Annotated in this window: 18 protein-coding genes; all 18 read right to left on the reverse strand. The window is 42.0% G+C overall.

What is annotated here, in order from left to right:
- Positions 1–10: 10 nt before the first annotated feature.
- Positions 11–1,072 (reverse strand): hypothetical protein, encoded by a 1,062-nt coding sequence (locus FSB73_RS22675; RefSeq protein ID WP_225974295.1) that lies wholly within the window; start codon positions 1,070–1,072, stop codon positions 11–13.
- 107 nt (positions 1,073–1,179) lie between these two features.
- Positions 1,180–1,575: a hypothetical protein gene (locus tag FSB73_RS26020; protein WP_225974296.1), complete on the reverse strand. Its 396-nt coding sequence runs from the start codon at positions 1,573–1,575 to the stop codon at positions 1,180–1,182.
- A 204-nt stretch (positions 1,576–1,779) separates the two neighbouring features.
- Positions 1,780–3,582 carry an alpha-L-fucosidase gene (locus FSB73_RS22680; RefSeq protein ID WP_146787676.1) on the reverse strand — a complete coding sequence of 601 codons (1,803 nt, stop codon included), beginning with the start codon at positions 3,580–3,582 and terminating at the stop codon, positions 1,780–1,782.
- Positions 3,583–4,513: 931 nt separating this feature from the next.
- Positions 4,514–5,383, reverse strand: coding sequence for an AraC family transcriptional regulator (locus FSB73_RS22685; protein ID WP_146787679.1), 870 nt, complete (start codon positions 5,381–5,383; stop codon positions 4,514–4,516).
- Between the two features lie 355 nt (positions 5,384–5,738).
- Positions 5,739–6,953: a glycosyl hydrolase family 95 catalytic domain-containing protein gene (locus tag FSB73_RS26025; protein ID WP_225974297.1), complete on the reverse strand. Its 1,215-nt coding sequence runs from the start codon at positions 6,951–6,953 to the stop codon at positions 5,739–5,741.
- Complete coding sequence (locus FSB73_RS26030) at positions 6,935–8,668, reverse strand: glycoside hydrolase family 95 protein (RefSeq protein WP_225974298.1); 1,734 nt, start codon at positions 8,666–8,668, stop codon at positions 6,935–6,937. The genes FSB73_RS26025 and FSB73_RS26030 overlap by 19 nt, the downstream gene beginning before the upstream one ends.
- Positions 8,669–9,018: 350 nt before the next feature.
- Positions 9,019–9,705 (reverse strand): fasciclin domain-containing protein, encoded by a 687-nt coding sequence (locus tag FSB73_RS22695; protein ID WP_146787682.1) that lies wholly within the window; start codon positions 9,703–9,705, stop codon positions 9,019–9,021.
- A 66-nt stretch (positions 9,706–9,771) separates the two neighbouring features.
- Positions 9,772–11,196, reverse strand: a complete 1,425-nt coding sequence (locus FSB73_RS22700; protein ID WP_146787685.1) for a RagB/SusD family nutrient uptake outer membrane protein — start codon at positions 11,194–11,196, stop codon at positions 9,772–9,774.
- Positions 11,197–11,207: 11 nt separating this feature from the next.
- Positions 11,208–14,366 (reverse strand): SusC/RagA family TonB-linked outer membrane protein, encoded by a 3,159-nt coding sequence (locus tag FSB73_RS22705; RefSeq protein ID WP_146787688.1) that lies wholly within the window; start codon positions 14,364–14,366, stop codon positions 11,208–11,210.
- 437 nt (positions 14,367–14,803) lie between these two features.
- Positions 14,804–15,637, reverse strand: coding sequence for a YncE family protein (locus FSB73_RS22710; RefSeq protein ID WP_146787691.1), 834 nt, complete (start codon positions 15,635–15,637; stop codon positions 14,804–14,806).
- Positions 15,638–15,771: 134 nt separating this feature from the next.
- Positions 15,772–17,343, reverse strand: coding sequence for a rhamnogalacturonidase (locus tag FSB73_RS22715; RefSeq protein ID WP_225974299.1), 1,572 nt, complete (start codon positions 17,341–17,343; stop codon positions 15,772–15,774).
- 110 nt (positions 17,344–17,453) lie between these two features.
- Positions 17,454–17,948: a c-type cytochrome gene (locus FSB73_RS22720; protein ID WP_225974300.1), complete on the reverse strand. Its 495-nt coding sequence runs from the start codon at positions 17,946–17,948 to the stop codon at positions 17,454–17,456.
- A gap of 22 nt (positions 17,949–17,970) precedes the next feature.
- Entirely contained in the window at positions 17,971–19,341 is a 1,371-nt protein-coding gene (locus tag FSB73_RS22725) for a PQQ-dependent sugar dehydrogenase (RefSeq protein ID WP_225974301.1), read from the reverse strand.
- Positions 19,342–19,859: 518 nt separating this feature from the next.
- Positions 19,860–20,204 carry a glycoside hydrolase family 88 protein gene (locus tag FSB73_RS27140; protein ID WP_262712428.1) on the reverse strand — a complete coding sequence of 115 codons (345 nt, stop codon included), beginning with the start codon at positions 20,202–20,204 and terminating at the stop codon, positions 19,860–19,862.
- 67 nt (positions 20,205–20,271) lie between these two features.
- A complete protein-coding gene (locus tag FSB73_RS27145; protein ID WP_262712429.1) occupies positions 20,272–21,057 on the reverse strand; it encodes a glycoside hydrolase family 88 protein in 786 nt (261 codons plus the stop codon).
- Positions 21,058–21,244: 187 nt separating this feature from the next.
- Positions 21,245–22,816, reverse strand: coding sequence for a hypothetical protein (locus tag FSB73_RS22735; protein WP_146787694.1), 1,572 nt, complete (start codon positions 22,814–22,816; stop codon positions 21,245–21,247).
- Positions 22,817–23,013: 197 nt separating this feature from the next.
- Complete coding sequence (locus tag FSB73_RS22740) at positions 23,014–24,585, reverse strand: putative Ig domain-containing protein (protein WP_225974302.1); 1,572 nt, start codon at positions 24,583–24,585, stop codon at positions 23,014–23,016.
- 85 nt (positions 24,586–24,670) lie between these two features.
- On the reverse strand, positions 24,671–26,005 hold the full coding sequence (locus tag FSB73_RS22745; protein WP_225974303.1) for an alpha-L-fucosidase: 1,335 nt from the start codon (positions 26,003–26,005) through the stop codon (positions 24,671–24,673).
- Positions 26,006–26,058 lie beyond the last annotated feature (53 nt).

Consider the following 26,058-nt stretch of genomic DNA (forward strand, 5'->3'; position numbering starts at 1 on the left):
ATTTATCCTATCAGTTATTGCTTAAACGCTGCTTCAATTGAGCCATATAAAGCGACGTAGGTTGAAGCCCCTTCCTATTTAACCCTTCCCAAATTCCCTCATTGCGCTCCTTGAATCTCGGCTTTCCTTTATTTCCTATCAGGCCAATACAATAATTGTGACCTGACACCCATGGATCCTGTACGACAACTGACGCTCCCTTACAATTCCAAAGAATCTGGTTGACACCACTCCACCCATGACCACTTCCCCAGTTGCCTCTATCCTGTATATCAATCTGTCCTGTAGTTTGAATATTATCATACAAAGTTCCCGTAGCCCATCTGTGGTGCGGACCTATATCTGCATGGGTTCTTTCTGCTGTTGAGTTATAGAAGACGTTGGGTCCACATACTTTGGCACCCGTCACATAATCGTGTCTGCCTTCAGTGGCATGACAGTTCATAAAAAGGTTCAACTGGCCGTCATTATTAAAAGAATATCTTCTGCTTCCGGTAATGATGGATTTAGCGTCTAGGCAACTTGCATTCATGACCGTTGTATTTCTTGCGCCATAACCTAAACTAACACAGGAATAACCAAAATACCTGGAGGTCACATGATTCACCCAACAATTTTCCACCTTATCCATACGGATGGCTACCCAACCATGATTTTCAGCAGTATCATTTGTGTAAGCAGATTCCAAATAAAGGTTTTCTATGCCTACCTTATTAATTCTTCCATTAAAATGATAACCATAAATTGCCCCACCTCCATATTTGGTTTCCATTTGCATGACTACGGGATTATCCAAAAATAGGCGGTTGCCTTTTATGTCCGTTATTACTCTTTCATATTCCAGGTTATAGTAATCAGGCGACCATTGCTTTGTACCCTTTCTGGCAACAATCTGATCCATTTTCAAATCATGAATCCACCTCACTGTTCCAGGCCTAAATAAAATAACAGAATCCCCCACGCTAAAACCCTTGGTAGAAGACAGGTTAAAAGACTTTGCACCTAATGGCACAAAAGGGTCGCTAATAGTAGCCTCTGTACCTTTTATTTTCTGAATCCTTCCGCTACCCATTACCTCAATTAAACTGCGTTGTTTGGTTCCAGTGGCAATTATGCGAGTGCCCCCCTTGCCTTTATCGCTACCTTCTCCATCTCCGCGCAGTACAATCCCGCCTGTTTTTATAAAAACAGTTCCTTCAACGTTATATGTACCTTTTTCAGTAAAATCGCCCCCCTGAACCCTTGTTTATCTGGTTTTAGCCTGGATACTTCATCGATCGCGGCCTGAATAATTTTCTGACTACTACCTGATGCAGCTGGATAAATGGTTTTGACCACTTTAATTTTGGGTATCGGTATGCCGCCCTCCCTGTACCCCACCCGGCTAAAATCAGGCAATATATTGCCGAGGGAATCAGGGTGATACGCTAAACTACCATCACTGCTTAGGGTCACAAACCTGGATTCCCATTTAACGATCTTAATTTTAATGAAGGAAGCCAAAAAGATAAGCCCGACAAAACAGAGACTTATTTTAAATATCTTGAATATCTTGCTTTTATTTTTACGATGCATACCCGATTTTGTTAAGTAAATTAGATAATTGCTTATAAATTTGATGCGCACTATTGCATTTAAATATCAACTGCGTCAATAATCTCACCAATACGTCTCAGTTCTTCTGCCATCATTCAATCCTCGGAAGCCCACTTTCAACGACTTTAATCAAGTTCTACTTATTCATCATTTTATAAATTTAATCTTTTGCCTGCCAGTCATTTATATCGGTACGGCTATAATTGACTTTAATTTAAAGAGTTCTTTGGAAGGTTTTGAAGGGGTTCCATCTGTTGCTGGCTTGATCGTAATTTTATAAACACCTGGTTTGTCGACCGTATATATTGCTACGGGATGTTGAATAAACATCAGTGGCGCCTTACGATTGAATTCTCCAGTTTTAAGCGTTCGGTACCAAAAAGTTTTGCCACCGATTAAAAGTTGCCCTTCCTGACCTGCACTTAGAGCGCCACAACTGTATTCCAATACCAGCCTATAATCGCCTTTATCTGCAAAACGAACTGTAAAAGTTGCCTGATCTGTCGTATCTGTTAAATCGGTTACACAGGTTGTATGCTTCCAGTCTCCATAATAATGGCTATAAGTAAGTGATTTGATCTGCGCATTTGCTGACACCTTTGCATAAGCTGCTTCAATCAGGTTTTGATCATAGGCGGCTGAAACCGTAACAGGAGCCTGGCTTTGATAAGCGGGTAATGCGCCTTTGCATTCAACGACAATAACGGTACTGGCACTAACCGTCCTTTTTAATTTTGATAAATCAACCAGTAAATCTGTTCCTTTTTTCGTGAAACCCAACGGTTGCCCACCATCCAATGCGTAGACTTTGTTTACTTGGGGCAAACAACCTGGGACCAAAAGAAGGTCATTATTTGGCCGAGTGAATATTTGCAGATAAAGTTTGCCAGGCTTTTCGGTTGTCACGCCCCATGGCTGCTTGGGAATAAAACCTGCCGTAGTACCATAAATACTCTTCCCATTGACACTTAGCCAGTCCCCAGTTTCCTTCAAAAACTTTGCAGAATAATAAGGAATATTCCCCTCACCATCAGGACCGATATTTAACATCAGGTTTCCGCCTCTGGAGGCGACAGTTGCTAACAGCTGAATAATTTCTTTGGGTGATTTAAAATTAAAATCGCGCTCAATATAACCCCAGGTGTCGTTATGGGTGTATATTGACTCCCAGGCGCCTTCCATAGGAACGGGGGGCACTTCAGAATCTCCAAAATCTTTATAATCTCCCATGCCCTGTCCTACCCGGCTGCTAAACAGGCACTGTGGCTGTAATTTACGCAATCCATTGACAAAAGCCCGGGTTTGATCCTTGGTCATCCCTCCCGGCGTATCAAACCACATAATGCCCAGGGGCCCGTAATTACTTAACAACTCTTTTATCTGGGGAATGGCTTTTTCCCGGTAATAGCGTTGGTAATCTTTTTTAGACTCGGTATAATCCCAGGTATTTCTGCCACCATTAGGTTCATACCAATCCTGGAACTGCGAATAGTAAAACCCAAACTGGATGCCTCTTTTTCTGGCAGCAGCAGCCAGCGACTTCATGGGATCTTTTTTATAGGGTGTCGCATCTACAATATCATAATCTGTCACCTTTGAATCAAACATGGAAAACCCTTCGTGATGCTTGGCAGTGATCACCATGTATTTAACGCCGGCCTCTTTGGCTAACCGCGCCCACTGGTCTGCGTTAAAATGGGTTGGGTTAAAAGTCTTGGCAACTTGTTCATATTTGCGCACAGGTATTTTTGCCTGATTCATAATCCATTCTCCGCTGCCATAATAATGTTTGCCGTTCCAGGTCCCTCCTAACTTGGAATAGAGTCCCCAATGGATAAATAGTCCAAATTTGGCGTCCTTGAACCACTGAATATGCTTATTAGGATTTTTTGTGGTAGTGCTGTCCCACATATCTGCCATATCCTGTGACTGACCATAGTAGCCGGCCAGGCATAAAAAGATTAATAAGAAACAATATTTTTTCATCCTTTTGAATTAAATATCCAATTCGCCCCTTAGAAAGATGTTCCCGCTTAACTGACCTCAAGGCTAAAAAACATTAATCAAAGCTTATTAAAATGAGCAATATTCTACTTCGCTTCCATAAGTTAATCTACGCTTTCCCATTATTTGCATTAATGCACATTATACATCATATCCAATATCCTGATCGCCTTTAATGATGCAAAAGTAGCATCTACCTCTCCTTATTATTAGCTGTGACTAGCCACTTATAATTTCAATTTCCAACAGGAAAATTAAATTTATTATGACGGTTATAATTCACCTTGATTGCCCTACTACTCAATCTATTATTCTTGATTTGATTTATTAAAGCCCTTTTTAGCGCTATATTTTAACTTTTGGAGGCTATTATCTTCTTTCAAGATCGATTTTCTTATTACTACTCAATAAAGTTGAGATTCAAGATTTGCAAGTATTATTACTTTGGGTACCAGCACCAGATTGTCGCCTATCTGGGTATCTACATGAATGATTGCATTATTTGTTTTTTAAAGAATGTCCTATTTTTACAAATCCATATCTTATCATTTTTCCAGGGATTGCTAACCCTACAAGTAGCACTAGAATATTAGAAAATATATGGGGTTCTTCTAAACTGGCGTGCGGTTTTTAAAATACGCATCAAAAGTTTAATCGGCCATTTGGCCCATTTTTGGATCTCCCCCATATTACAGAAATCAAAAAAACAGATGGGCATGGTAATACCAGCGGATAGATGTGATCCCTGGACTGGACAAACCTTTGCGAACCTTTTACAAGGGGACAGACCATCTTAAATTTTAATAGCCATCATGCTTATTATCTAAAACTTCTCAGGACGGCCATTTATTAAAAGTCTCACTAAAAAAGACTCTTGTTTAACAATCTGTGAACGATTTCACAGATAAGCAATTTAGCCCCCTGTAAATTGGCGCTGATAACTTAATGGACTTTTCCCTGTTATCATCTTAAAATATTTATGAAAGCTAGTAAAATTATTAAACCCGCTTTCGTAACATATTTGCTTTAGACAAAGCCGATTTTCGATTAATAATTTACATGCCCTTCCCACACGCAGTTCAATAATATATTGTGAATAGGTTTTCCCAGTTCTGGATTTAAAATACCTGCAAAAGGAGTTCTGGCTGAGATTCGCTATTTCTGAAATCTCTTTTAATTCTATCCTGCGATCGAAATTTTTCTGGGTATAATCGTAGACGGCCTCTATTCTTTCTGAATCAACATCAAGCGAAATGGGATTGAACCCAATTGAAGAAAGTATCTCAATATCATTGCAACTAGCAATGAAGGATAATGCTTCTATCAATAGTACTATACGTTGGGCGCCATTGGCACCAATTAATTTATCCAATAATCCGGCAACTTTATGGCGGGTAACACCTCTGAGAACAATGCCTCTTTTGGCATTATTCAGCAATGTTTTCAAAGCTGAATTTTCGGGCAATTCCAAAAATCGCTCGCCCCAGAAATTTTCATCAAAATGCGATACAGTAATATCAGCAGATGCAGCTGAACATTCATCAAAATAAATATCATCAAAACGCCAGTAATGTGGAAGATTGGACCCCACAAGTACAACATCCCCTGCTTTAAACCTTTTTACACTATCCCCGATAAACTGTGATCCTTCACCAGCCCTGAAATGGATTAATTCTACTTCTTTGTGAAAATGCCAGCGATTATTCACATACGGTACCCGGTCTCGGCGTACGCTAAAAGATAGATCTGCCCCCTTAGATACTTTTAACAGTTGTGCCCTCATATCGGTTCTAATTTTGAAAAGAAATGTGAAAAAATATAATCATCCACAAAATAGATGAAAAATACCATTTGTTAGCAAAATATTTACGCAACCGTTTCCGTAAGCCAAAACACAGCACTGTATGTCGCATTTAGAAACAAATATATTTATTGTTAGTAAAATAAATAATTTATTTTTCTTAATATAAAATTAAGCATGTTTGCACATATGCTTACTGCTCAATATTCTATAGAAAATAGGCGTAAAATGCAAAAAACAAACATTTAACTCACCTATAACACTATATTTAACATTCATTTGTTATTGAGAAGAAAACAATCAATCTTTTAGGACTTATTTTCAAGGCTGAGAAAATCTATAAGGGCACCACCTGATAAATTCCTCCCCTGGAAGTCTCAAAATCAGTATAATAGCCTTTCACTAAATGATTGGCTGTATCTGAGGCTTTATTTACCTGCTCCATAGGGATGGCAGCTAATTCCTTTATTACTTCTGGATCCTTATGTTTTTTAGAAACAACCAGTGGAGGTTTGCCCTGGTTGCCAAACCAGTTAAAGAGCGGTTGTTGAATTTTGTTATCCGTATTTTTTGTAGGCAACAAATTATGTCCTTGCTGATCCACAATTTTAACCGGTACTGAAGTCCAAATCCTACAATGTCCTCCTAAATTGGATTTTATTTTAGCCCTGGACAATGTAGCATTTGCCCAATAAATATCTAGTTCAAAATTACCTCTGGCTTTGATGCCTTTTATATAACCTTGTTGCCACTCTGTTGGTAATGCTGGTAGTAAAGAAATGACGCCGTCATGACTCTGTAATAACATCTCTGTTATCCCGGCTGTTGCGCCAAAATTACCATCAATCTGAAAAGGAGGATGTGCATCAAATAAATTAGGATAAGTGCCTCCGCCGCTCATTTCCGCCTTGCTGGAGGCCGGATCGATATAACGAAAGGCATCCAGCAAAATCTTATAAGCATGTTCACCGTCTTTCAACCTAGCCCACCAGTTTACTTTCCAGGCCATTGACCATCCTGTGCTGACATCTCCCCTTTCTCTAAGGGTTTCTCTGGCTGCTCCAGCAAGTAAAGGAGTTGCATTTGGCGTTATCTGTGCACCGGGATACAAACCGAAAAGATGGGAAATATGTCGGTGTTTATCACTTGGATTATCCCAATCCCCATACCATTCCTGCAACTGCCCGTTTCGGCCAATATGGAAAGGATAAAGTTTTGCCCTTACTTGTTTTAGCCGCTCTGCGAATGGCTGATCCATCTCCAGCAATGCAGCGGCTTTTATCACATCAGTAAAAATGGCCCGGATGATGGACATGTCCATCGTAGAGCCTAAGGTCAGTTCATATTCTTTGCCTTTTATCTTCACCGTATTTTCTGGCGAAGTACTCGGATTGGTCACCAGATAACCCGTCTTAGGATCCTTTACCAGCCAGGACAATAAAAAAGCTGCGGCACCTCTCATGACTGGATAAGCCTGCTGTCTTAAAAACGCCTGATCGCCGGTAAATAAATAATGTTCCCAAAGATGCGTGCTCAACCATGCACCTGCCATGACCCAGGCTGACCATCTGGGTGTCCCCTTAGGATCTTTATCATAGCCCCCGTAGGTGAGGTCTTTGCCCAGGCATCAGAATTATGGTGTGCCAGCCAGCCTTGATGGATACCGTAATTAACTTTTGCCGTTTTAGCACCGTTTTTAGCCAATGCATGTATAAAATCAAATAAAGGCGTGGCACACTCGGACAGATTGGTATTCTCTGCCAGCCAGTAGTTCATCTCTGTATTAATGTTGGTTGTATAATTACTTCCCCAGGGTGGCTGTACCATATCATTCCATATCCCTTGCAGGTTTGCCGGCAATGATCCCGGCCTGGAGCTGGCAATCAAAAGATACCTCCCGTATTGATAATAAAGCACCTGCAACTTATGATCTGAAGGATTGGAAGCAAAATTTTTCAGTCTGAGATCAGTAGGCAAGCCATTTGGATAAGCAGCGCGACTATATTTAGTTTTAGTTGTAGCATGCCCTGCCTTTTTACCCATTACCCCAGGATTTTCCTTCATACTGGAGCCGTCCCCAAGCCAAAAATGCACCCTTGAAAATAAGTTTTGATAGTCTCTTAAATGACGCACCCTTAAGGTAGCATAACCTTTTTTCTGAGCTGCCATCATCCGGGTGCGCGCTATTTTTTCATCGTCCAGCCCCTTTAAACTGGGAGACTTATCAAAACCATTATAACTGGTTGCTTCTGTTAAATAAATCGTCAAGGTGTCTGTATTCGTAACTTCCAGCGTGCTGTCAGAATGTCTGATCTGCCCTCCGGAAGTTGTTACTCCCACAAGAACTGAAAAAGTCATGCCGCGCCCTCCAAATGGGTCTGGGGCGTTTTTAGGCCTGTCGTAAACCACTTGTTTTTTTTCATAAGGACGATTGGCAACATATGAGGGCGCTTTCCCCCTAAGTAATAACGTCGCAGTTCGCTTGTTTTCTCCATGTACCTGCAAAGTATTACGCAAAAGACTGGAAAGTCCTATTTTTAAATTAATAGATTTGGACTTGTCGGCTGTTATCCGGATCACCATAACCTGGTCCGGATAACTTATAAAGCAGGTTCTTTTAAAATTAACCCCGCCTAACTTATAGCGAATATGACTCTCGGCTGTCGTTAAGTCCAAAGCGCGAAAGTAGTTGGTAGCATTCTCTCCATTTAATTGCTCCTGACCACAGCTATATAGCCATAGATCTGCTAGTGGTAAATACCTCGCTGAATAAGGTCCTTGCATTTTGCGATATAATGCAGCGGCACTGTCATATCGTCCCTCAAAAATCAACTTTCTTATTTTTGGAAGCAGTATAGGACCATTTGGATTATTACCGTCCACTGGCTCACCCGACCACAAATTATGATCATTGAGTTGATAGCGAGCCGTATCTATGCCCCCAAATACCATCGCCCCAGTTGTTGCATTGCCTAGTGGAAGGGCCTCTTGCCAGTAGGTAGCAGGTCGATTATACCATAATTGTAAAGGATTTGATGGACTTGCATCTGCTTTTTGTGAATGTGCATTTTGTTGAGCAATAACAATAACGGATGGCGCCAGCGCAATGACAAGTACCAACAAAATATTTGCCTTCGCCTGGCAAAAGGATAAACTGACTTTTTGTAACCCCGAATTTTCTTCAGGGTTACAACCAAAGTTAAACCTAGAGCCAGCTCCGATCAATAATAAAATAAAATTCCTGTAACCTTTAATCTGTCTAAGCATTCCTTGTTGGTATTTCATATTAAAATTCTTCTCGTGATGCGTCTGTTTACTTTAACCCGTTATCAAAATAGCCTAAATTCCATTAGATCAAAAGCGGGCGAATCGCCTTAGCATTGATCCGCATTAAAGCTACAAAGAATGTCCTATAAAGTCAATGCTACAAAGCCTATATGAGAAAATTGCACTAAGGATGATGGGTAGACAATAAAGGCATTCCCACCTCCTTAATGCAATAAACCCCACTATACAAAACACGCCATTTACTCGCTTCCCTTATACGATCTCCTCTTGTTTACTTTTGCCATCTTTAATCTATACCACATTTAACCTATTTGATTATCCTGTCATGCCTACCGGTTATAATCCACTACTCTGTCTACGACATGAATAGGACCATTATCCGCAAGGATCCCTGCCGTTCTGACTGTAATCACATGCGCCGAACCTGTAAAATCGTTGAGCATTAATTTATAATTGGCGGTGTTGTCAATTCTAAAATCAAGCAAACCCTCTGCATTATTGGTCGCCACATTTGCTGGTAACTGTGTCTTCGCCTCGGTATTACTGGGTTTCAATGTTTCAAAGGTATGCTCACCATCTGCAATAAGATATAGTAGCCAGTTACGAACAGAGTCTTTGGGATAATCTGTCCAGGTCTGCCCAGGCAGACCGGCCGAAGTGAGATGCATCCCAAAATAACAATCTGCCGTCACTTTATTACTGCTTAGTCTTAGAATCGCATCATTATGCAAGAATACATACGTATGATTCTGGGCTTTATAAAGCGCACTGTCAATGCCCGCATATTTAATCCCTTCATAAAACAAATTTAATATAGAATCGTTTTTATCTGGTCCGAGCGCCCTTAATTTCAGGTAGGACCAGGCATCCATATGTATGTGGGGATCAAGCGTGACAGGTTTAAAATGCCAATCTTTTTGTTTTTCCAAACCCAATAATTTATTACAGCCTGAACTCATGGAAATGACCATACCGGCTAATAATAGTATCGTAAATAAAGTGGTTAACTTTTTCATGTTATATAATTTTATACTTAAAATCTTTAGAAATGCCTTTGCGGTTTGATAAAATCCTCTACTTGCTTAATAAGGTGGATTCTGTTCTAATTTTATATTAGCATTCAGCACATTTCTATTGATGGGCCACAAAATCTTCCGTTTATCACCAAATCCGATTTCAGGACTCATTCTGAGTGCCTGACGCGCTTTTAAAACAGGATCCATTACTTCAACAACTTTTCCAGTTCTGACCAGGTCAAACCAACGCTTCGCTTCCATATATAGTTCTAGTTTTCTTTCTTCCAAAATCGCATTTTCCATGGTTGCTTTTGAAGGGAAGTCAGTTGCGAAGTAGGCTGTAAGGCCAGCACGTTCATGAATAATATTCAGATATTGTAGTGCTGTCGCTGGATCATTTTGTTGATTGGCAATTTCTGCGCGTAGTAAAAACAGATCTGCCAGTCGGTATAATGGGAATAGTACATTTGCTTCTTTATGATTGGGATATACCTGCTTTCCAACGGATTTTGGATAAAATTTATTGAATTTATCGTGATTGGTCACATCAAAATCAATGGTTTGCGCACCGCGTATATCCATAGGGTGCTGTGTAAAATAATTCCAGACGGAGTCTTCCACTGCAAAATCGCTATTGGTATCTCCGGCGCCAATAAGGGCCGATATGCTGGCGCCTCCATCAACGGTCCAGTCCCAATCCAGGCTCCAAATAGCGCCTTTGGTTGACCTGGGATCAATAAAGAGATTTTTCCAGGTAGCCGTAGGCTCAATGCTATATTTATTTAGCGCCATTAATTTATCAAAAGACTGCAAAGCGGACCCATAATCCTTTTTCCACATAGAGACATCCATCAGCATGGCATAAAGCGCCCCTGTGGTAATCTCAAAAACATTCCCGGATTTAGGGTCAGATAAAGCCACCGCTTTTTGTAAGTCTGCATAAACGGTGTCCAGTATTACAGCAGCTTCCGTCCTTGGCCGGTCAGGATCTTCATTGATATTTTCGTAAGGAGCTGTCCATAAAGGTGCAGCACCCCATAAACGAACAATCCAATAATAGGCAAAGGCACGGGCACCATAGGCCTGGGACAGGTAATGGTTAAGCACTGCCTGATCCATCCCGGGAACGTATTTCGCCTTAACTAAAGGGATATTTTTAATGGCGACATTTGCCCGGTTGATGACCTCATAAAAGTTCGCCCAACTAGTTCCAGAAGAGGTGGCGCTTAACGCATTGAGGACATGATCGTCTACTCCATATTGATTGCGCCAAACCTCATCCGTGCGGGCATCGCCCCAAAGAACATAATCATTCCCAAAGCAATCCTGGAAGCCATCATAGATGGCCGCCATACCAGACTGTATATCAGCTTCAGAACGCCAGAATTCTGTTTCTCCAATTTCTGTCTGTGGTTGCTCATTCAGGAATTTATTACATCCCATCGCACCCATCAGTAAAATAGCCATACTGGCAAAAAATAGTTGTTTCATACGTCAAATAATTAAAAGTGAATGTTTAGTCCCAGTCCAACTTCCCTTCTTCGTGGATAGCGGCCATTGTCCTGGCCTAATTGCAATGGATCATTTGAGGTAAATTCCGGATCAAACCAACTATAGTTTGTCCAGGTGATCAAATTGCTGCCATATACATAAACACTCAGATCCCTGGTAAAGATGGTCCGGGCTATGGCGGCAGGCAACTTATAGGTTAGTCGCACATAACTTAATCTTATAAAGGAGCCGTCTTCAATATAGCGGCTATTCATGCGCATATTGCCAGATGTATTTTTTCTGGAGACCTCCGGCACATCCGTAATATCACCTGGCCGGCGCCACGCATTGTAGATAACATAAGGTTGCGGAATAATATGGGTTGTTCTGTAGTTATTGAGCGCCTGCGCTGCGTTATTATAAAGATCATTGCCCCAGGTCGTATTAAAGGTAAAGGAGAGCGAAAAGCCTTTATAGCTAAGTGTATTGATAATTGCTCCATAAAAGCTGGGCTGTGCATTGCCTAAGACTTGCCTGTCATTATCGTCAATAACGCTATCTTTGGCCACATTATCAAAAATAATGTCCCCACCTCTTAGTTTCACACCTGTATTGTACAGACTATGCACATCGCCGTTATAAGGTTTGCCATTTTGTGTATAGCCCTGGAATACGCCGCTGCCATCAAAAACAGGATCCAACCGGTTCCAATTATCATCATAGGCATTTGATTCATCATAAGCATATACGCCCAGTGCCTTCCAGCCATAAAAATCACCCAAACGTCCTCCTTCACGAATCAGCCAGCCGGCCCCACCGCCGCTACCACTGTTGCCCGAAATAAATGCCCCGCCGGGCAGTTGCTTAACGCGTCCACGTTCAACAGAGAGATTGGCGATCAGATCCCAACGAAAATCCTTTGTCTGTACGGGTGTCGCATTTAAAGAGAATTCAAAACCTTTGGTTTCAAAACTACCTAGATTTACTCTAACAGAGTTAAACCCGGTTTCTACCGGTAGCGGCTGATTATAGAGCAGATCTGTAGTTGTCTTAATATAATAATCACTGGTGATACCCAATCTGCCTTTTAAGAAAGTCAGATCAATTCCGATATTCTTTTGGGTATTATTCTCCCAGGACAAGGTCGGATTGCCAAAAGAAGATCCTGTAGCAATTCCGGAAACACCATTATAAAAATAGCTTCCGAAACCATAACGCTGAATGGCGTCATAATTTCCTATACTTTCATTACCAGTCTGACCGTAACTTAAGCGCAGCTTGCCGTCTGTCAGGATATTTTTTGCCCAGTCCATAAAGTGTTCGCTTGTAAAACGCCAGGCAACCGCACCGGAATAGAAATTTCCCCAAATATTTTGTTTACCAAATCTGGAAGAACCATCTCTACGAACCGTACCATTAAAATTGTATTTGCCCAAATAGCTGTAGCCGATTCGACCAAATATGGACGCAAGGGAATTACCGCTGGCACCTGTATTGGTTTTCGCGGGTACAATAGTGCCAGCAGAATTGAGTGTCAAAATATGTTCATTTACATAATCGGTCCCTGATATAATCGAATTATTTCTTTGCGTTTTTTCGGCACTGAAACCAAGTAAACCGGTAAAACTATGATCTTTTGCAATTGTTTTGTTGTAATTGAGGTATGCTTGATACTGCCAGCCAATACTTCTGGACCAGGCCTCACTTCCACTATTTTTCAGTGGATTGTTGGAGCTAAGGATTTTTGGACTGAATTTAACTGTTCTTCCCTCATCATAATCCGCTGTAATGTTTGTAGTAAATTTGAGGCCACGGACAATATTATATTCCATTTGTTGGAATAGGGTCGCGGAATACCGGTCATTTAGATTCACTTCATATAAGGCCACCGATAATGGATTTCTTCTTCCGCTCACATAACCTGTCAGGCTTCCATCAGGAAGGTACAACGCAAAGTTCGTGGGTCTTTGGAAAGTCTGATTAATGGTATTACCTTCATTTATATTATTTCGGTCCCTGTAGCCGAATGAAAACCGGGTGCTGAATTTGATTTTTTTGGACGCCTGAAAATCAATATTGGTCCTTATTTGCAATAGCTTTGCCCAACTGTTTAGAATCAGCCCTTTATCATCCACGTAACGAACACTGTTATAATACTTTATATTTTTGGACCCGCCACTAAGACTGATATCATACTGATCCTTATTGGCCAGCCGGGTTAGTGCATCCTGATAATCATTGTCCGCATTAAAGCCAGGATTCAAAGAATCGGTACTACCGCCGGCTGTTCCATTCAGATTTGATTTCTGCTCATTTCTATAAAGGCGAACTTCGGTTGCATTGGCCTGACGTAACTTATGCGCCAGGTAGCCAAAATTATGTAGGTAATTCAGATTCACCTGTGGCTTATTGAGCATACCCATTTTGGTAGTTATGATAATAACCCCATTGGCTGCCCTGGAACCATAAATAGCACCAGAAGCAGCATCTTTAAGAACATCCACTGACTCGATATCACTGGGATTTATATTATCAGCAGATGCCCCCACGACGCCATCAATGACATATAACGGTGCATTACCGGCGCTGGAAAAAGTAGATCCGCCACGAATTTGAATACTGCCTGATTCACCGGGTTCTCCTGCATTGTTAATTACCATAAGGCCAGCGGCCTGTCCCTGGAGGGCATCTTCCAGGGTCACTGCCTGTCTTTCCTCTATCTGTTTTGCCGTTACAGAAGTAATGGCACCTGTCACATCTCTTTTTTTCTGTGTGCTGTAACCAATTACAACAATCTCATCCAGGCTGCCAGCAGCGGCCTTCAGCACAATGGGTAAAGACTGCGTTCCCATTGTCTTTATGATAACCTTTTCATAACCCACCGCAGAAACTTCCAAACTGCCGCCTTTTTCCGGTATTTGCAAGGAAAATGCACCGGTTGAATCCGTTAGGGTGCCGGTTTTACCACCCGATCCGGAAACAATAACAGATGCGCCTGCGATCGCCACACCTGTTTCATCTTGTACAGTGCCGTGCACCTGGATACTTTGTCCATAACTTATGGTAACTGCAAGTAGCATGCATGCCATCATCACAAGTTGTCGAACCTGCTTTTTCTCCTTAAAATGACTCCACAAGGAGTTTTGTCGCTTCAAATTAATCTTTTGCATAGCAATTGTGTTTATAAATTTTCTTTCATAGCAATATTAAAACGTATGCTTTGAGTGTATCTCATTAGGCAGTAAAATTATTCATATTATAAGTCATGTATTTTAAAGGGTTTACCTTAATTGTAAGCAATATTGGCATGCCTATAAACAAAAGGGTAATATTTATCGCATGAAGTTATTTAACCCCATATTGTTTGAAAATAATTACACCTGTTTAGTACAATTGCTTTTATCTCAAGCAGCAAACAATTGATTTAGATAGCTTATTTTAGAAGCTGATCTTTGGGCACAGCAATGTCCTTGAAATCTTTCGCTTTATTATAAAAACAGTCCCCGACATGCAGAACCAGCGCGTAAAATAAAAAGCACCTTGAAATAAGCGAATGCTAATTTTTAGGTGCTTTTTATACTTTGACTAATATATTTTTTAAACCCGATTAATCTAATTTATAGGCGGCTACGGTATTGCCATTAAAAGAGGGAATATAAATAATTTTATTTTTTTGGTCATAGCCGATATCTGCAGCATTCTTTTTCTCTGTATGGGTATCCAGTAAAGTCTCTACCTTTCCATCTGCTGTAACATAATACAGGTATCCGGCCCAGGCAGTGACGATAAAATCGCCGTTACCTACCGGTTCAATGCCATCAATTCCATTTGGAACATTTGCTATTTTCACTTGTTTTTTATCTACTCCAGCTTTCCACAAGGCTTTCCCTTTTGCAAAAAACAGTTCACTTCCAACTTGTTTCAAACCATTGGCTCCATTTACCCCTTCTAAATAAAGTTCTGGCGTATCATTGATAATTTTCCAGATCCTGCCCGTCTTGGAATCGGATACATAAATAGTATTCGTATTTGTGTCAGCTGTGATATCATTTAGGTTCTTGCCACCCGGAATGGCAATTGTTTTAAGCACCTTGCCGTTTGTCAGACTAATCACAACTACCACACCCATATCCGCCGCATACAAATTTTGATTGAGTCTTCCCAATCCTTTTGGGGCATTCAGCCCTGTCACAAAATCTTGGTTTTTAATTTTCCCATCCATGGTAAGAATACCAATGCCGCCCTTGCCATCCGCATCCCAGCCTCCACCCTCAATTAAGGAAACGTATAGCTGTTGATTTTCAAAATCAGGCAGTACGGATTCGGGCGTTTTTATGACAGCGTCTGTTTCCCAAAGCTTTGTAACCTTATGTGCATTTTGCGACTGGCAGGACATAAAAAGACCAACGACTAAGCCTAGCGATAAAAATATTTGTTTCATCGTAAAATGTTTTTAATTTTCATTTAAATGCCTTTCTGATTTTCTCAATATTTGTCAACAAAAATAGAAAGTAAAAGATCGATCATTATTTGAGATGCCCGGTAGAAATACAATAAAGGTAGCCTTTATCCAGATTACAATATGCCAGATTTAAAATTCTGATTTTCGAGATTTTCCACACCTTGTACATGAAACATATTTAAATGCTCAACCTCCTTCAGTATAGCCCAGGGCGTATGCTCCCCTTTTTTCGCCTGGATATCATATAAATTAGCGGTGATGACATCATCTAATACAAAAGGTGGCCGTCCATCTGGCTGTATAAAACTTGTCTGAATATCATGCATTTTAAGATTGCGTACATGCCGGATAAAAAAGCCATAGGCAGGCATGGTTTTCCAGCGATAAGGTTCTGGATAATCCTTAGTGTATTCTGGCACGATGCGGCTCATGGAATCCTTGATGCCGCCACCTTTATAATACAAGCGGATATTACTCAGTTGCAAATCCTCAATCGGATGCCCCTCAATACCACTGATAATGACTCCATGGCGTGGATCTACATTATAGGCGACCAGATTACTGATAATAACACGTTTCACAACGCCAATGGGTATGGTATCAGGTCCGCGCTGACGGGCACCTAAACGAATAAATATCGGCGCATTGACGATATCGCGCATGGTGATATTGGTAATCGTCACATCTTCAATGGGTCCGCCATCCACGGATTCCAGGGCCAGGCCACGACTATAATCAAAAACACAATTTGAAATAGTTATGTTTTTAAAACCGCCATTACTTTCTGTACCCATCTTTATTCTGCCAGTGGTGGTTTTATCTGAATATTTGCTGTAAGTTCGTTTAAAAGTACCATCCATCAGTGTTCCCAGATCATAACCGCTGACCTGGCAATTGGTAATGGTCACATTTTCAGTTGGTTTGGCATAACCTAAAGCAAAGGAACTTTTAAGGCAGATACCGTCATCAAAAGGAGAATTTACGGTGCAGTCACTCACCCGTACATTCTTACAGCAATCAATATCAAACCCGTCTCTATCCGTATCTACTTTTAGGTTATGAAGCGTCAGATTATCCACGCCGGTAGCCAGTAAGGCAAAATGGCCACCGTGTAGTATTGAAATATCACTAATGGTTACGTTATAACAGTATTTAAGACCAATTGCTTTATTTCCCCCTCCTTTCGGTTGATTCGTACTGCGTGTCAAACCCTTTCCCCAGATCATTCCTTGTCCTGTAATGGATATATCATGTAGCCCAATGCCCCATATCAGACTGTTTTTCCAGTGATTATGGCCAAAATCCTGGTAAGCGTCATAAGGGGTCTTGGGTTCCGGTGCGTCATAGCCGTTGCCGCTTTTTTCTTTGGCCCCTAATAATATGGCTCCCTGATCTAAATAAATCCCAATATTACTTTGTAACCTGATACTATAGCTTGCATAAATACCGGGCGGAAAATATATGGTTCCACCGCCTTTTTGCGCCGCTGCCTGAATGGCCGCATTAATAGCCGGCCCGTCAATGGTGACACTATCCCCCTTAGCGCCATAGTCCCGGACATTATAAAAGGCCTTTCCAGATTGAGCAATACCTTTGCTGCTGTAAAAAAGTCCGGTCAGCAGTAGGCATAGTATTATGCCAATAGATTTGAGTGTCCTGATTGTATTTTGTTTTATTTGCATCATCTTTTATTTTTGAACAACAATCCCAGGTTACATTTTTTTTGCATAACAATTGCACGCTGTTATTTTCACAAACATGTGCAAGTAAAACAATATATCTCCACGCAGAAATCCTACTGGGCAAGTTTTGCCCTGACTGCCTTGACCTCTGCTGCCTTTACCATTGTCGCTTTATTGCCAAAATCATTTCTGACATAAGTCAGTACATCAGCAATCTGCTGATCGGTTAAAAAATTGAGTGGTGGCATGTTATTGGAATAGTCCTCCCCATCTATTTCTACCCTTTTATCAAAACCTTTCAGGATAATTTGTATAAACCTTGCCTTGTCACCTAATACAAAGGAGGTCTTTATCAAGGGTGGATTCAGGTTTTCTACACCGCCGCCGTCAAATTGATGACAACTCAAACAATAAGCCTTATAAACTACTTTTCCCCTAAGTACTGCATTGACTGAATCACTATTCGGTATCCAAACTTCATTTACCCAATTACCGGGCACTTTAAGGGGCATTTTACCCTTGTCAGCTTTGCGGTTTGATCCGACCGCTGTAGTTAACACAAATGCCAACAGTATAACCGGCGTTACGATCTTCCCTATTTTTTTCATAAGTCGATTAATGAGGTTTCTTTTAATTATGATAAGAAATTTTATAAATCCTTCCTTTTACGTCATCGGTAACATATAAGGAGCCGTCTGGTCCTTCAGCCAGGCCGCATGGTCGGTATTTTGCCTGCCTGGGAGAAAGAATATCATCGGTGCCTGCAAAATTATCTGCGAAAACTTCCCAGGGACCATCAGGTTTGCCATTCTTAAAAGGAACAAAGGCCACTAAATACCCGCCTTGCTTTTCTGGCGTCCTGTTCCAGGACCCATGAAAAGCAATAAAAGCGCCGTTTCTGTATTTTTGAGGGAATTGTGTGCCTTTATAAAAAAGTAATCCATTGGGTGCCATATGGCCCGGAAAGGCAACAATTGGATCAATGTATTTACCGGTCACTTCCTTTTTCCCATCACCGCCATATTCAGGCGCTAGCATTTGCGCCTTTTTAAATTGATCATAGTAAATATATGGGAAGCCTGCATTGTCCCCTTTATGGAGCATATACATACACTCTGCCGGAATCAGAGAAGAGGTTTTTTCGTCATAATACTGGGGAAACAGATCATGGAGCTGATCGCGACCATGCTGCATAACAAATAAGGTATTATTCGTCTGATTCCAGTCCAGTCCAACAACATTGCGTAGTCCAGTTGCGTAACGAACCCCCTGCCCGTAACTTTGATTTAACTGATCCGCTTTAAATTGCCAGATACCCCCTGCGGAGTCTAACAAAGGGCAACCGGGAATTCCCATGGATCCTGGCTTCCTATCTTCGGTTTGGCAGGAGTTCAAAGGAGAACCGATATTCACATAAATATGGCCGTCATTATCCAGTACAATTGATTTTGTTTCATGCTGTCTGCCCATGACAAGACCAGTGACAATTGTCTGGGGCTGATCGGGTTGCAATACTTTACCAGCAGCATCCAATTGGTAGCGATAAACGGCATTATTGGAGGAGGCATATAAGTAACCGTTTTTCAGGTAGATGCCGGTTCCCCCATAATTTCCAAAACCACCAACCACCCGCGCAGAACCGTCCGGCTGCGCTGCTAAAACAAGAATGCCTTTACCGGCCTTTGGTTTGGCTAGTTTAACATAAATAAGCCCTTTATTTGTAACTACCAGATGCCGGGCCTTGGCTTTTAAATCCGCCACTACAATGGCGGAAAAATGCGCTGGAAGTTTTAAACCAGTAGTGTCGGCTAAGGCATGCCCTCCAAACTGGCCAGTGCTATGGGTAGCTGACAGGTGCGAAGTTTGCCTCGTAACGCCACATGGTGCGGCACTTGCCATTACTGAAAAAGTAAGCGTCAGTGCCACCGTCATCGCCAGGGCACTTAAGCTAAGTCCAGCGCTTCTACCCTGAAAGCCACGTTCTTGAAATAAAGATTTCATGTAAATGATATTAAATTTTGAATAGTAAATACCGATCAGCAGCCCGAAGTGGCTGCCCTGCATCTTTTCTATACCACCTCCCAGTTTTAAAGTTACTCAATATCCTCAATATTTCCATCAATTTTGCTTTATTCCATTTTGCTTTATCAATTTGTAAGCGACGATTGGTACCTGCTTTAAAAAAGGACTCACAAATTAACGTCAATTTTTAATAGCAGGCTATTAAGAAATTTACCGATTATTCAACAATAATAACATAAAGGTGCAAGGCCTGTATTGCCTATTAGACGCATTGTCATTAAGTAATAATGACCAATGGGATTAATGGGTCGTATCACCCTAGCCTCCGGGAGGTATTTTTTGGAATAATTTATCTTCACACACCAGAAGCAAGCATTAAAGCCCACAGGCTTCCACCTGCAGGCTTTATGAATAAATGCATCCCGATATCTGCTTCCTGTTGTTTTTTTACCGCTGTTATTTATTGCTGCTATTTAATGCTGCTATTTACTGCTGTTTTATCGCAATAATGCTACTGCACACCACAATAAAGGTGCCTGCCCATGTAAATCTCCAATATTTTGTTTACGATCCAAATAGTATTGCCGGTCATTTTTCTTATTAGTGCCTTCACAGACATTATGAATATCGTTATTGGCATCAATAAATTTAATTAGCGCAAGCCAGGCTTTCCTGGCCGCTGGACCATAACTATCTTTATCCAACCAGCCTTGTTTGACACCGGTAATAAAGGCATAGGTAAACATACCTGTTGCAGAGGTCTCTTCCCATGCCTGGGGATCATCAATCAATTGGCGCCACATTCCGCTGGGTGCCTGGTATTTAAGCAATTCCTTCATCATGGAAAGGTACCCTTGTAGGATTTTTGGCCTGTCTGGATGATTTTTGGGCAAAACCGAAGCATCTCGGTCATGCCAACTGCCATCCAACCGTCTCCACGCCCCCAAAAGAAAGGCACATCGGGCGCATGAAAAAAAGACCGTTGGGCTGTTGTAAGGAATCCAGATAATGTACCATTTCTTTTGCTGCCCGATCCAAATACACCTTATTACCTGTCGTGTGGTAGGCCTGGGTCTGAAGGGCTGTAATCATATACATATCATCGATCCACATACGCGTTTCCCAGGACAAACCCTTATTGTAATAATAGTAAGAGGTGGCGGTGGCTCTTTTGCCAAAAGGAGCCCCCCACTGCCGATCGGCTATGGAGGTTGCCAGTTTCAGGTATCTTTTGTCCTTAGTTTGTCGGTAAAGGGAAAATGGGACAATACCGAATACCGCATAATCAACATGGTCAGGTACAGGGATCATACTGGCTTTTTCGCCAAAAAGAGGTTCAAATCTTTTATTAAGCGCTTGCTGTAAGTGTTTATTTTTGGTGGCTGCCGCAAATTCAACTGCTCCAAACCAAGTACAACTCTCCGGATAGGTAATATATTTGGGTGGTGTAGTCCGGTTAAAATTTGAATGTGGCATTGCTACAAAATGGTTTGCTATACGTAGTCCGATTTCCTTAGGAGTATCTCCTTTAGGGAAATTTTTCAGGTAATTTTTACTTTTCTGTGCCGATAGTTGACTAATGTTTAGCCCTGTAAACAGCATGGTCCCCAACAAAATGAGGGCCCTTTTACCAAGTAAACCATTTCGCCATGGCTTCATCCTGACTGGGCAATTTAGATTTTGCTGAACTTGCATTTTCCTTTTATTTAATGATGAATAGTGATTTAATAATTGAAATTATCTCACTTGAATGTATCTTATGTTGATCGGTATAAACCGGGACTGCCATATGAAAGAACACAAAAAATTAAACGCTTTTTTAATTTCTATGACGCCAGTTATTCTTATTCAGTTTTCAAATAAATTAAAGATTGGCGCCCCTTCAATACCCAATATTGCTTAAGGCTTCTGCACCAAGTCTGTCTCGCAGTTGTGCCAGATAGAGACTCTTAGGTATGACTGATGTCCCATAGGCATCGTAAATACCTGCTGGAACATTGGGTGATTTATTAAAGGGCATCGGCTTATACATTTTCTTGCCGGTGCTTCCGATCACCCAATTGGCGCTTCCTGGCGGCATCTGATTCAAATAGCTAGCCGCCTGACAATTCCAGGCGACGGCCCAACCAACGGCCCAGCCGTGACCGGAGCCGTAGGCCCCGCGGTTCATAAAATCAATCCCGCCCTCAGGCACTTTGCAACCATCTACAAGTATGCCGGTCGCCCAACGCTGGTGGGGCTGTATCCAGCCTTTCCCTGTAAAAATACAATTCAGCAGTACAATTGGGCCGGTTACCCGTGCGCCAGTCGCAAAATAGAAAACATTATCTCCTTGAATAAAACACTGATTAAAAAGTAACTGCGTACCACCCACGCTAAGATCAGCCGGTTTAGCGGCTCCCGTTGTGGGCACTACATGTTCAATAAATACGTGGTCAAAGGTCATCCGCCTGCCTTTAATGCGAATACTGTTGACGGTATTTAAAATCCGGACATTTTTAACCCAGGCGTCCTGCACTCCCGATAGTAAAAGCGCCTGATCATGGTGCTCATTAATGGTTCCAGACTGCGGCCTCGCATAGATACTGAGATCAGTTATGCCTATATCTGACAATACATCCGTATACTGGATTTTCTCCACCCTTACGCCCGGAGGATCCAGATACTGGCCATCATAACTATCAGACAAAGGCACTTCAAGTGTCAGTTTTTTGTTATCAATGGAAGCTATCTGACGGTCTGTAAAGAGTTCTCCAGAAAGCCAGGTCTGTGGCTTATTATTTCGGGAAAGTTGATCCATTCCCATAAAATGAAGCCAGGCGGGTGTTACTGATTTTGTGATCCGGATCCAGTCCCCTGGTTTTAATCCAGCGGCATTTTGCACATCAATATAATCACTACCTGCCGGAACATAGCGATCTGTTATTTGAGTAGCATGCCCAAGTCCTTCAACCTTAATTTGTCCTCTTATTTCAATGGCAGTATGCGGTTCGCCCATGAGTTGAAGTACCGTTCCCCGCTTTTCACTACCACTACCGCTTAGCACAACACCCTTATTATTTATTTTAAAGGGGCCATAACATTCAAACACACCCGGTGCCAGCAATACTGTACCGCGGTATCCATTTATAAGGGGTAATCTGCCCACCTTATCGATCGCAGCCTGTATAGCTAAGGCATTATCTCCTTTAACGGGCTTTAGCGTGATTTTAACCGGAACATGCGGCAAGGCTACGCCGCCACCTTTATACCCGGCTTTTGAGAAATCCATAATCCGGTCTCCTTTTGCGGTGTGCCTGTATAGCAGTTTACCTTCGGGTTTTCCGGATTGTCCTATCCTCAGGTAGACCCATTTGCTCTGCTGGAGCGGTTTTACCTTTGACTGCTGCGCATGCACAACGCAGTAATTGCAGCACAGCATAAAAATGATCAATTGTATTAAAATGCTTTTCATTTGATATGATATTGCGGTTTTAAGTTAACCCGTTTTGCCTTTCAACAGTGCATCATTGTATGTTGATTAACTCAACTTGTTCACCCTTTGCTTCAATTAGCTAATTTTTATTCTTGTGCATCATTTTGATAGCCGAGGATCACTTTGCTTAAGAAAATCAGCATCAGTTTTTTTAGACGACTATCCAATAATGATTGTTATTGTTGCGCCTTACGGATACTAACCATCACCACGCCATGAGCAGGCACTTTTGCAGAGAATTTATCCGTAAACACGCCCAGATCCTTTTGACGCCACAGATCCCGAACAATGTATTTCCCTGAGAGTCCTAAATCAGCCCAAGTGACACTTAGCACCCTGGTTGTACCATCCGTACTATTGAAGAGCCCTACGGCCTTGCTACCATCGAATAAGGGCTTGGCAAGTACCCCACAGGAATCAATGCGACTTACGACAGTTGCCTGTCTGCCAAGCGGATCCTGATTCACAGCCAGCACTTCATCATTGGTTAAAAGGCTCAGGGTGAATTTATCCAGTTTTGTCAAATCGCAACCCAAAAGCAAAGGCACGGACTGTAAACACCAGGCGCTTAAATGGCTGTACTGTTCATCTGCAGTAAGCTTTGAAGGATGCGGGCTCTTGCCCCAGCCGACATACCCCACAATCATCATATCGGGATCATTCCAATGACCTGGTCTGGCATAAGGGGCCCATTTATCCTGAGTAAGCAGGCGACTTTTAAGGCTTTTCCAGTTATCTCGGATATCCCCGCCTGTTCGCCAGGCATTTGCATAATTGGATAAGGAGTCTATGGTTTTAAAAGGGGTAGAATTAGAAAGACTCAGTAAGATATCCCGGCCGCTTTCTCTAAGCAAATGGTACATTGCTTTCGTTTCAGGTAATTCATTGGGGTTCCAATCATATTTCAGGTAATCAAATCCCCAAAGCGCCCATTGCTGGACATCATTTTTCCAGAACTTATATTCACCAATCGCATAAGGAAAAAGCTTGCGATTTCTTTTGACGTCTACCGGGGTGGGTGTAAATAACCCTTCTTTATTTCTGGAGGACCCACCGATATGATGCCCGTAAGTCTCTACCCAAGGGGAAGAATAGATGCCGATTTTAAGGCCTAGGCCATGTATCTGATCGACTAGATTTTGCATATCCGGAAAAGTGGCTGAATCTGGCAGTATTCCATGAAATTTACCGCCTCGTTTGCCTTGCCAGACATCATCTATATTCATATAACTCCAGCCATGATCTATTAATGGAGAACTGGCCATGGCTTTTGCATTTGCCAGCACCAGTGCCTGGGTTACTTTGCTGGCATAAATATTCCAGCTGTTCCAGCCCATGGGCGGTGTTAAGGCTATCTCTTCTCCTACCACTAAAGTAAATCTGCGGGAATCTTTACCCACCCTATTATTCGCAGCAAACTCAATTGTATAGCGTCCGGGTTTTGTTACTTTTCCTGACAACTGACCTGTATTTTTATCCAGGTATACGCCTTTGGGCAAGTGTTTTGCTTTAAAGGTCATGGGTTTTGTTCCGGTAGCAGTTACCCGAAATAATATAGGATGACCAGGCCGAACACCGAATATCCTGGCACCATTTATCCGAGGTTCAGGACCTGGAACAGGTGTCAGAATATAATTAGAAAGGGTGTCAACAGCCTGCAATTGCGCCTTTGCTGGATTATAACCAAAACAACAAGCAGTAGCCATCACCAAAATCAAGGCAGGCAGTTTGAATAACTTTTTAATCATTATTTTGCTGTTTATATGTACAGTTCTGCTGAAATCTAGTTAAAAATAGGACCTACCTAATCAACAAGTCCAAACAAGTATAGTGTTAATCCAGGGCTCCTGTAGATATTGTTGAATTGCTTTTCGGGTGATAGGTTGTCATCTCACCCTGCACGACCAATTTAATAACGCTTGCAATGGGGTCCGGTGCTTTAGCTGGTAGCGTTAATACCAATCCCTGTTTGGACTTATTTGTGGAAATTACCTTGCCACTTGCTAAAAGACTGGCAGCAAGTACTTTATTTTTCAGACCGGGAACGATTAATTTGCCATCCGCCGGCCAATGAAAGACGCTCAGATATAATATGGTATTCCCTTTTTCCGCCTTTCGTGTACAGCGTCCCCAGTCAAAAGGAGGCAATGGGCTGGCATTTGTGGCATAAATCGCTTCTGAATTCACTTTCATCCATTGTCCGATTTCCCGAAGTCTGTCAACACTTGCCTCAGGGAAGGTACCATCAGGTTTAGGTCCAATGTTTAACAGGTAATTTCCGCCTTTGGACGCGATATCACATAGATTATGGATAAGCGTGGTATCTGATTTCCAGTTGTGATCTGAGGCTCTATAACCCCAGGTGCCATTCATGGTCATGCAGGTTTCCCAGTCCTTGCCATCTAAAGCGGCCGCATCTGGAATCTTCTGTTCAGGCGTTTTGGTATCCCCTGGAAAATCAGGTCTTTTCAGGCGGTCATTTGTAATAATCCCTGGTTGTAACTTTAATAAAGCCTGCAACTTTTCTGCGGCTTCCCTAGTCATATTGGTAGGGGTATCCCACCATAAAACGGATATCTTACCATAATTACTTAAAAGCTCTTTAACTTGCGGTACAGCCACACGGTCAATATAATCTGCAAAACTTGCGGTTGTCTGTAAGGGATCCCAATGACCATGATGGGCAGCCGTATAAGCATCTATTTTTGCGCTGTCTGGGTTGGGCCAGCCTTCTCTGGTGAGTTTGCGGGCGGCACTGCCCCCAGGATTGTTCCAATCCTGAGCCTGGGAATAATAAAAGCCGAGCCGGATATCATATTTTTTGCAGGCCTCAGCCAGCATCTTCAGCACATCTTTGCCATAAGGAGTGGCATCTACAATATTCCAGGGACTGGCATGGGTACCAAACATAGCAAAACCATCATGATGTTTAGCGGTGATAATAATGTACTTCATGCCGGCTTCTTTGGCCATCCTGACCCAGCTATCTGCATTGAATTTAACCGGATTGAATTGTTTGGCAAAACTTTGATAGGACTTCACCGGTATTTTCATGCGGTTCATGATCCATTCTGCGCCACCGCGGGCCTGGCTATGTCCCTTATAGACGCCAGCCAGCTGTGCATAGACGCCCAGTGAATAAACATGCCAAAACGTGCCTGGCGCCACCACTGCATTTTTTGATCTTGCGCATTTTTATTGGTGGTTACCGAGGATTGGGC

It is taken from the genome of Arachidicoccus ginsenosidivorans (assembly GCF_007971385.1).
GTDB lineage: Bacteria > Bacteroidota > Bacteroidia > Chitinophagales > Chitinophagaceae > Arachidicoccus > Arachidicoccus ginsenosidivorans.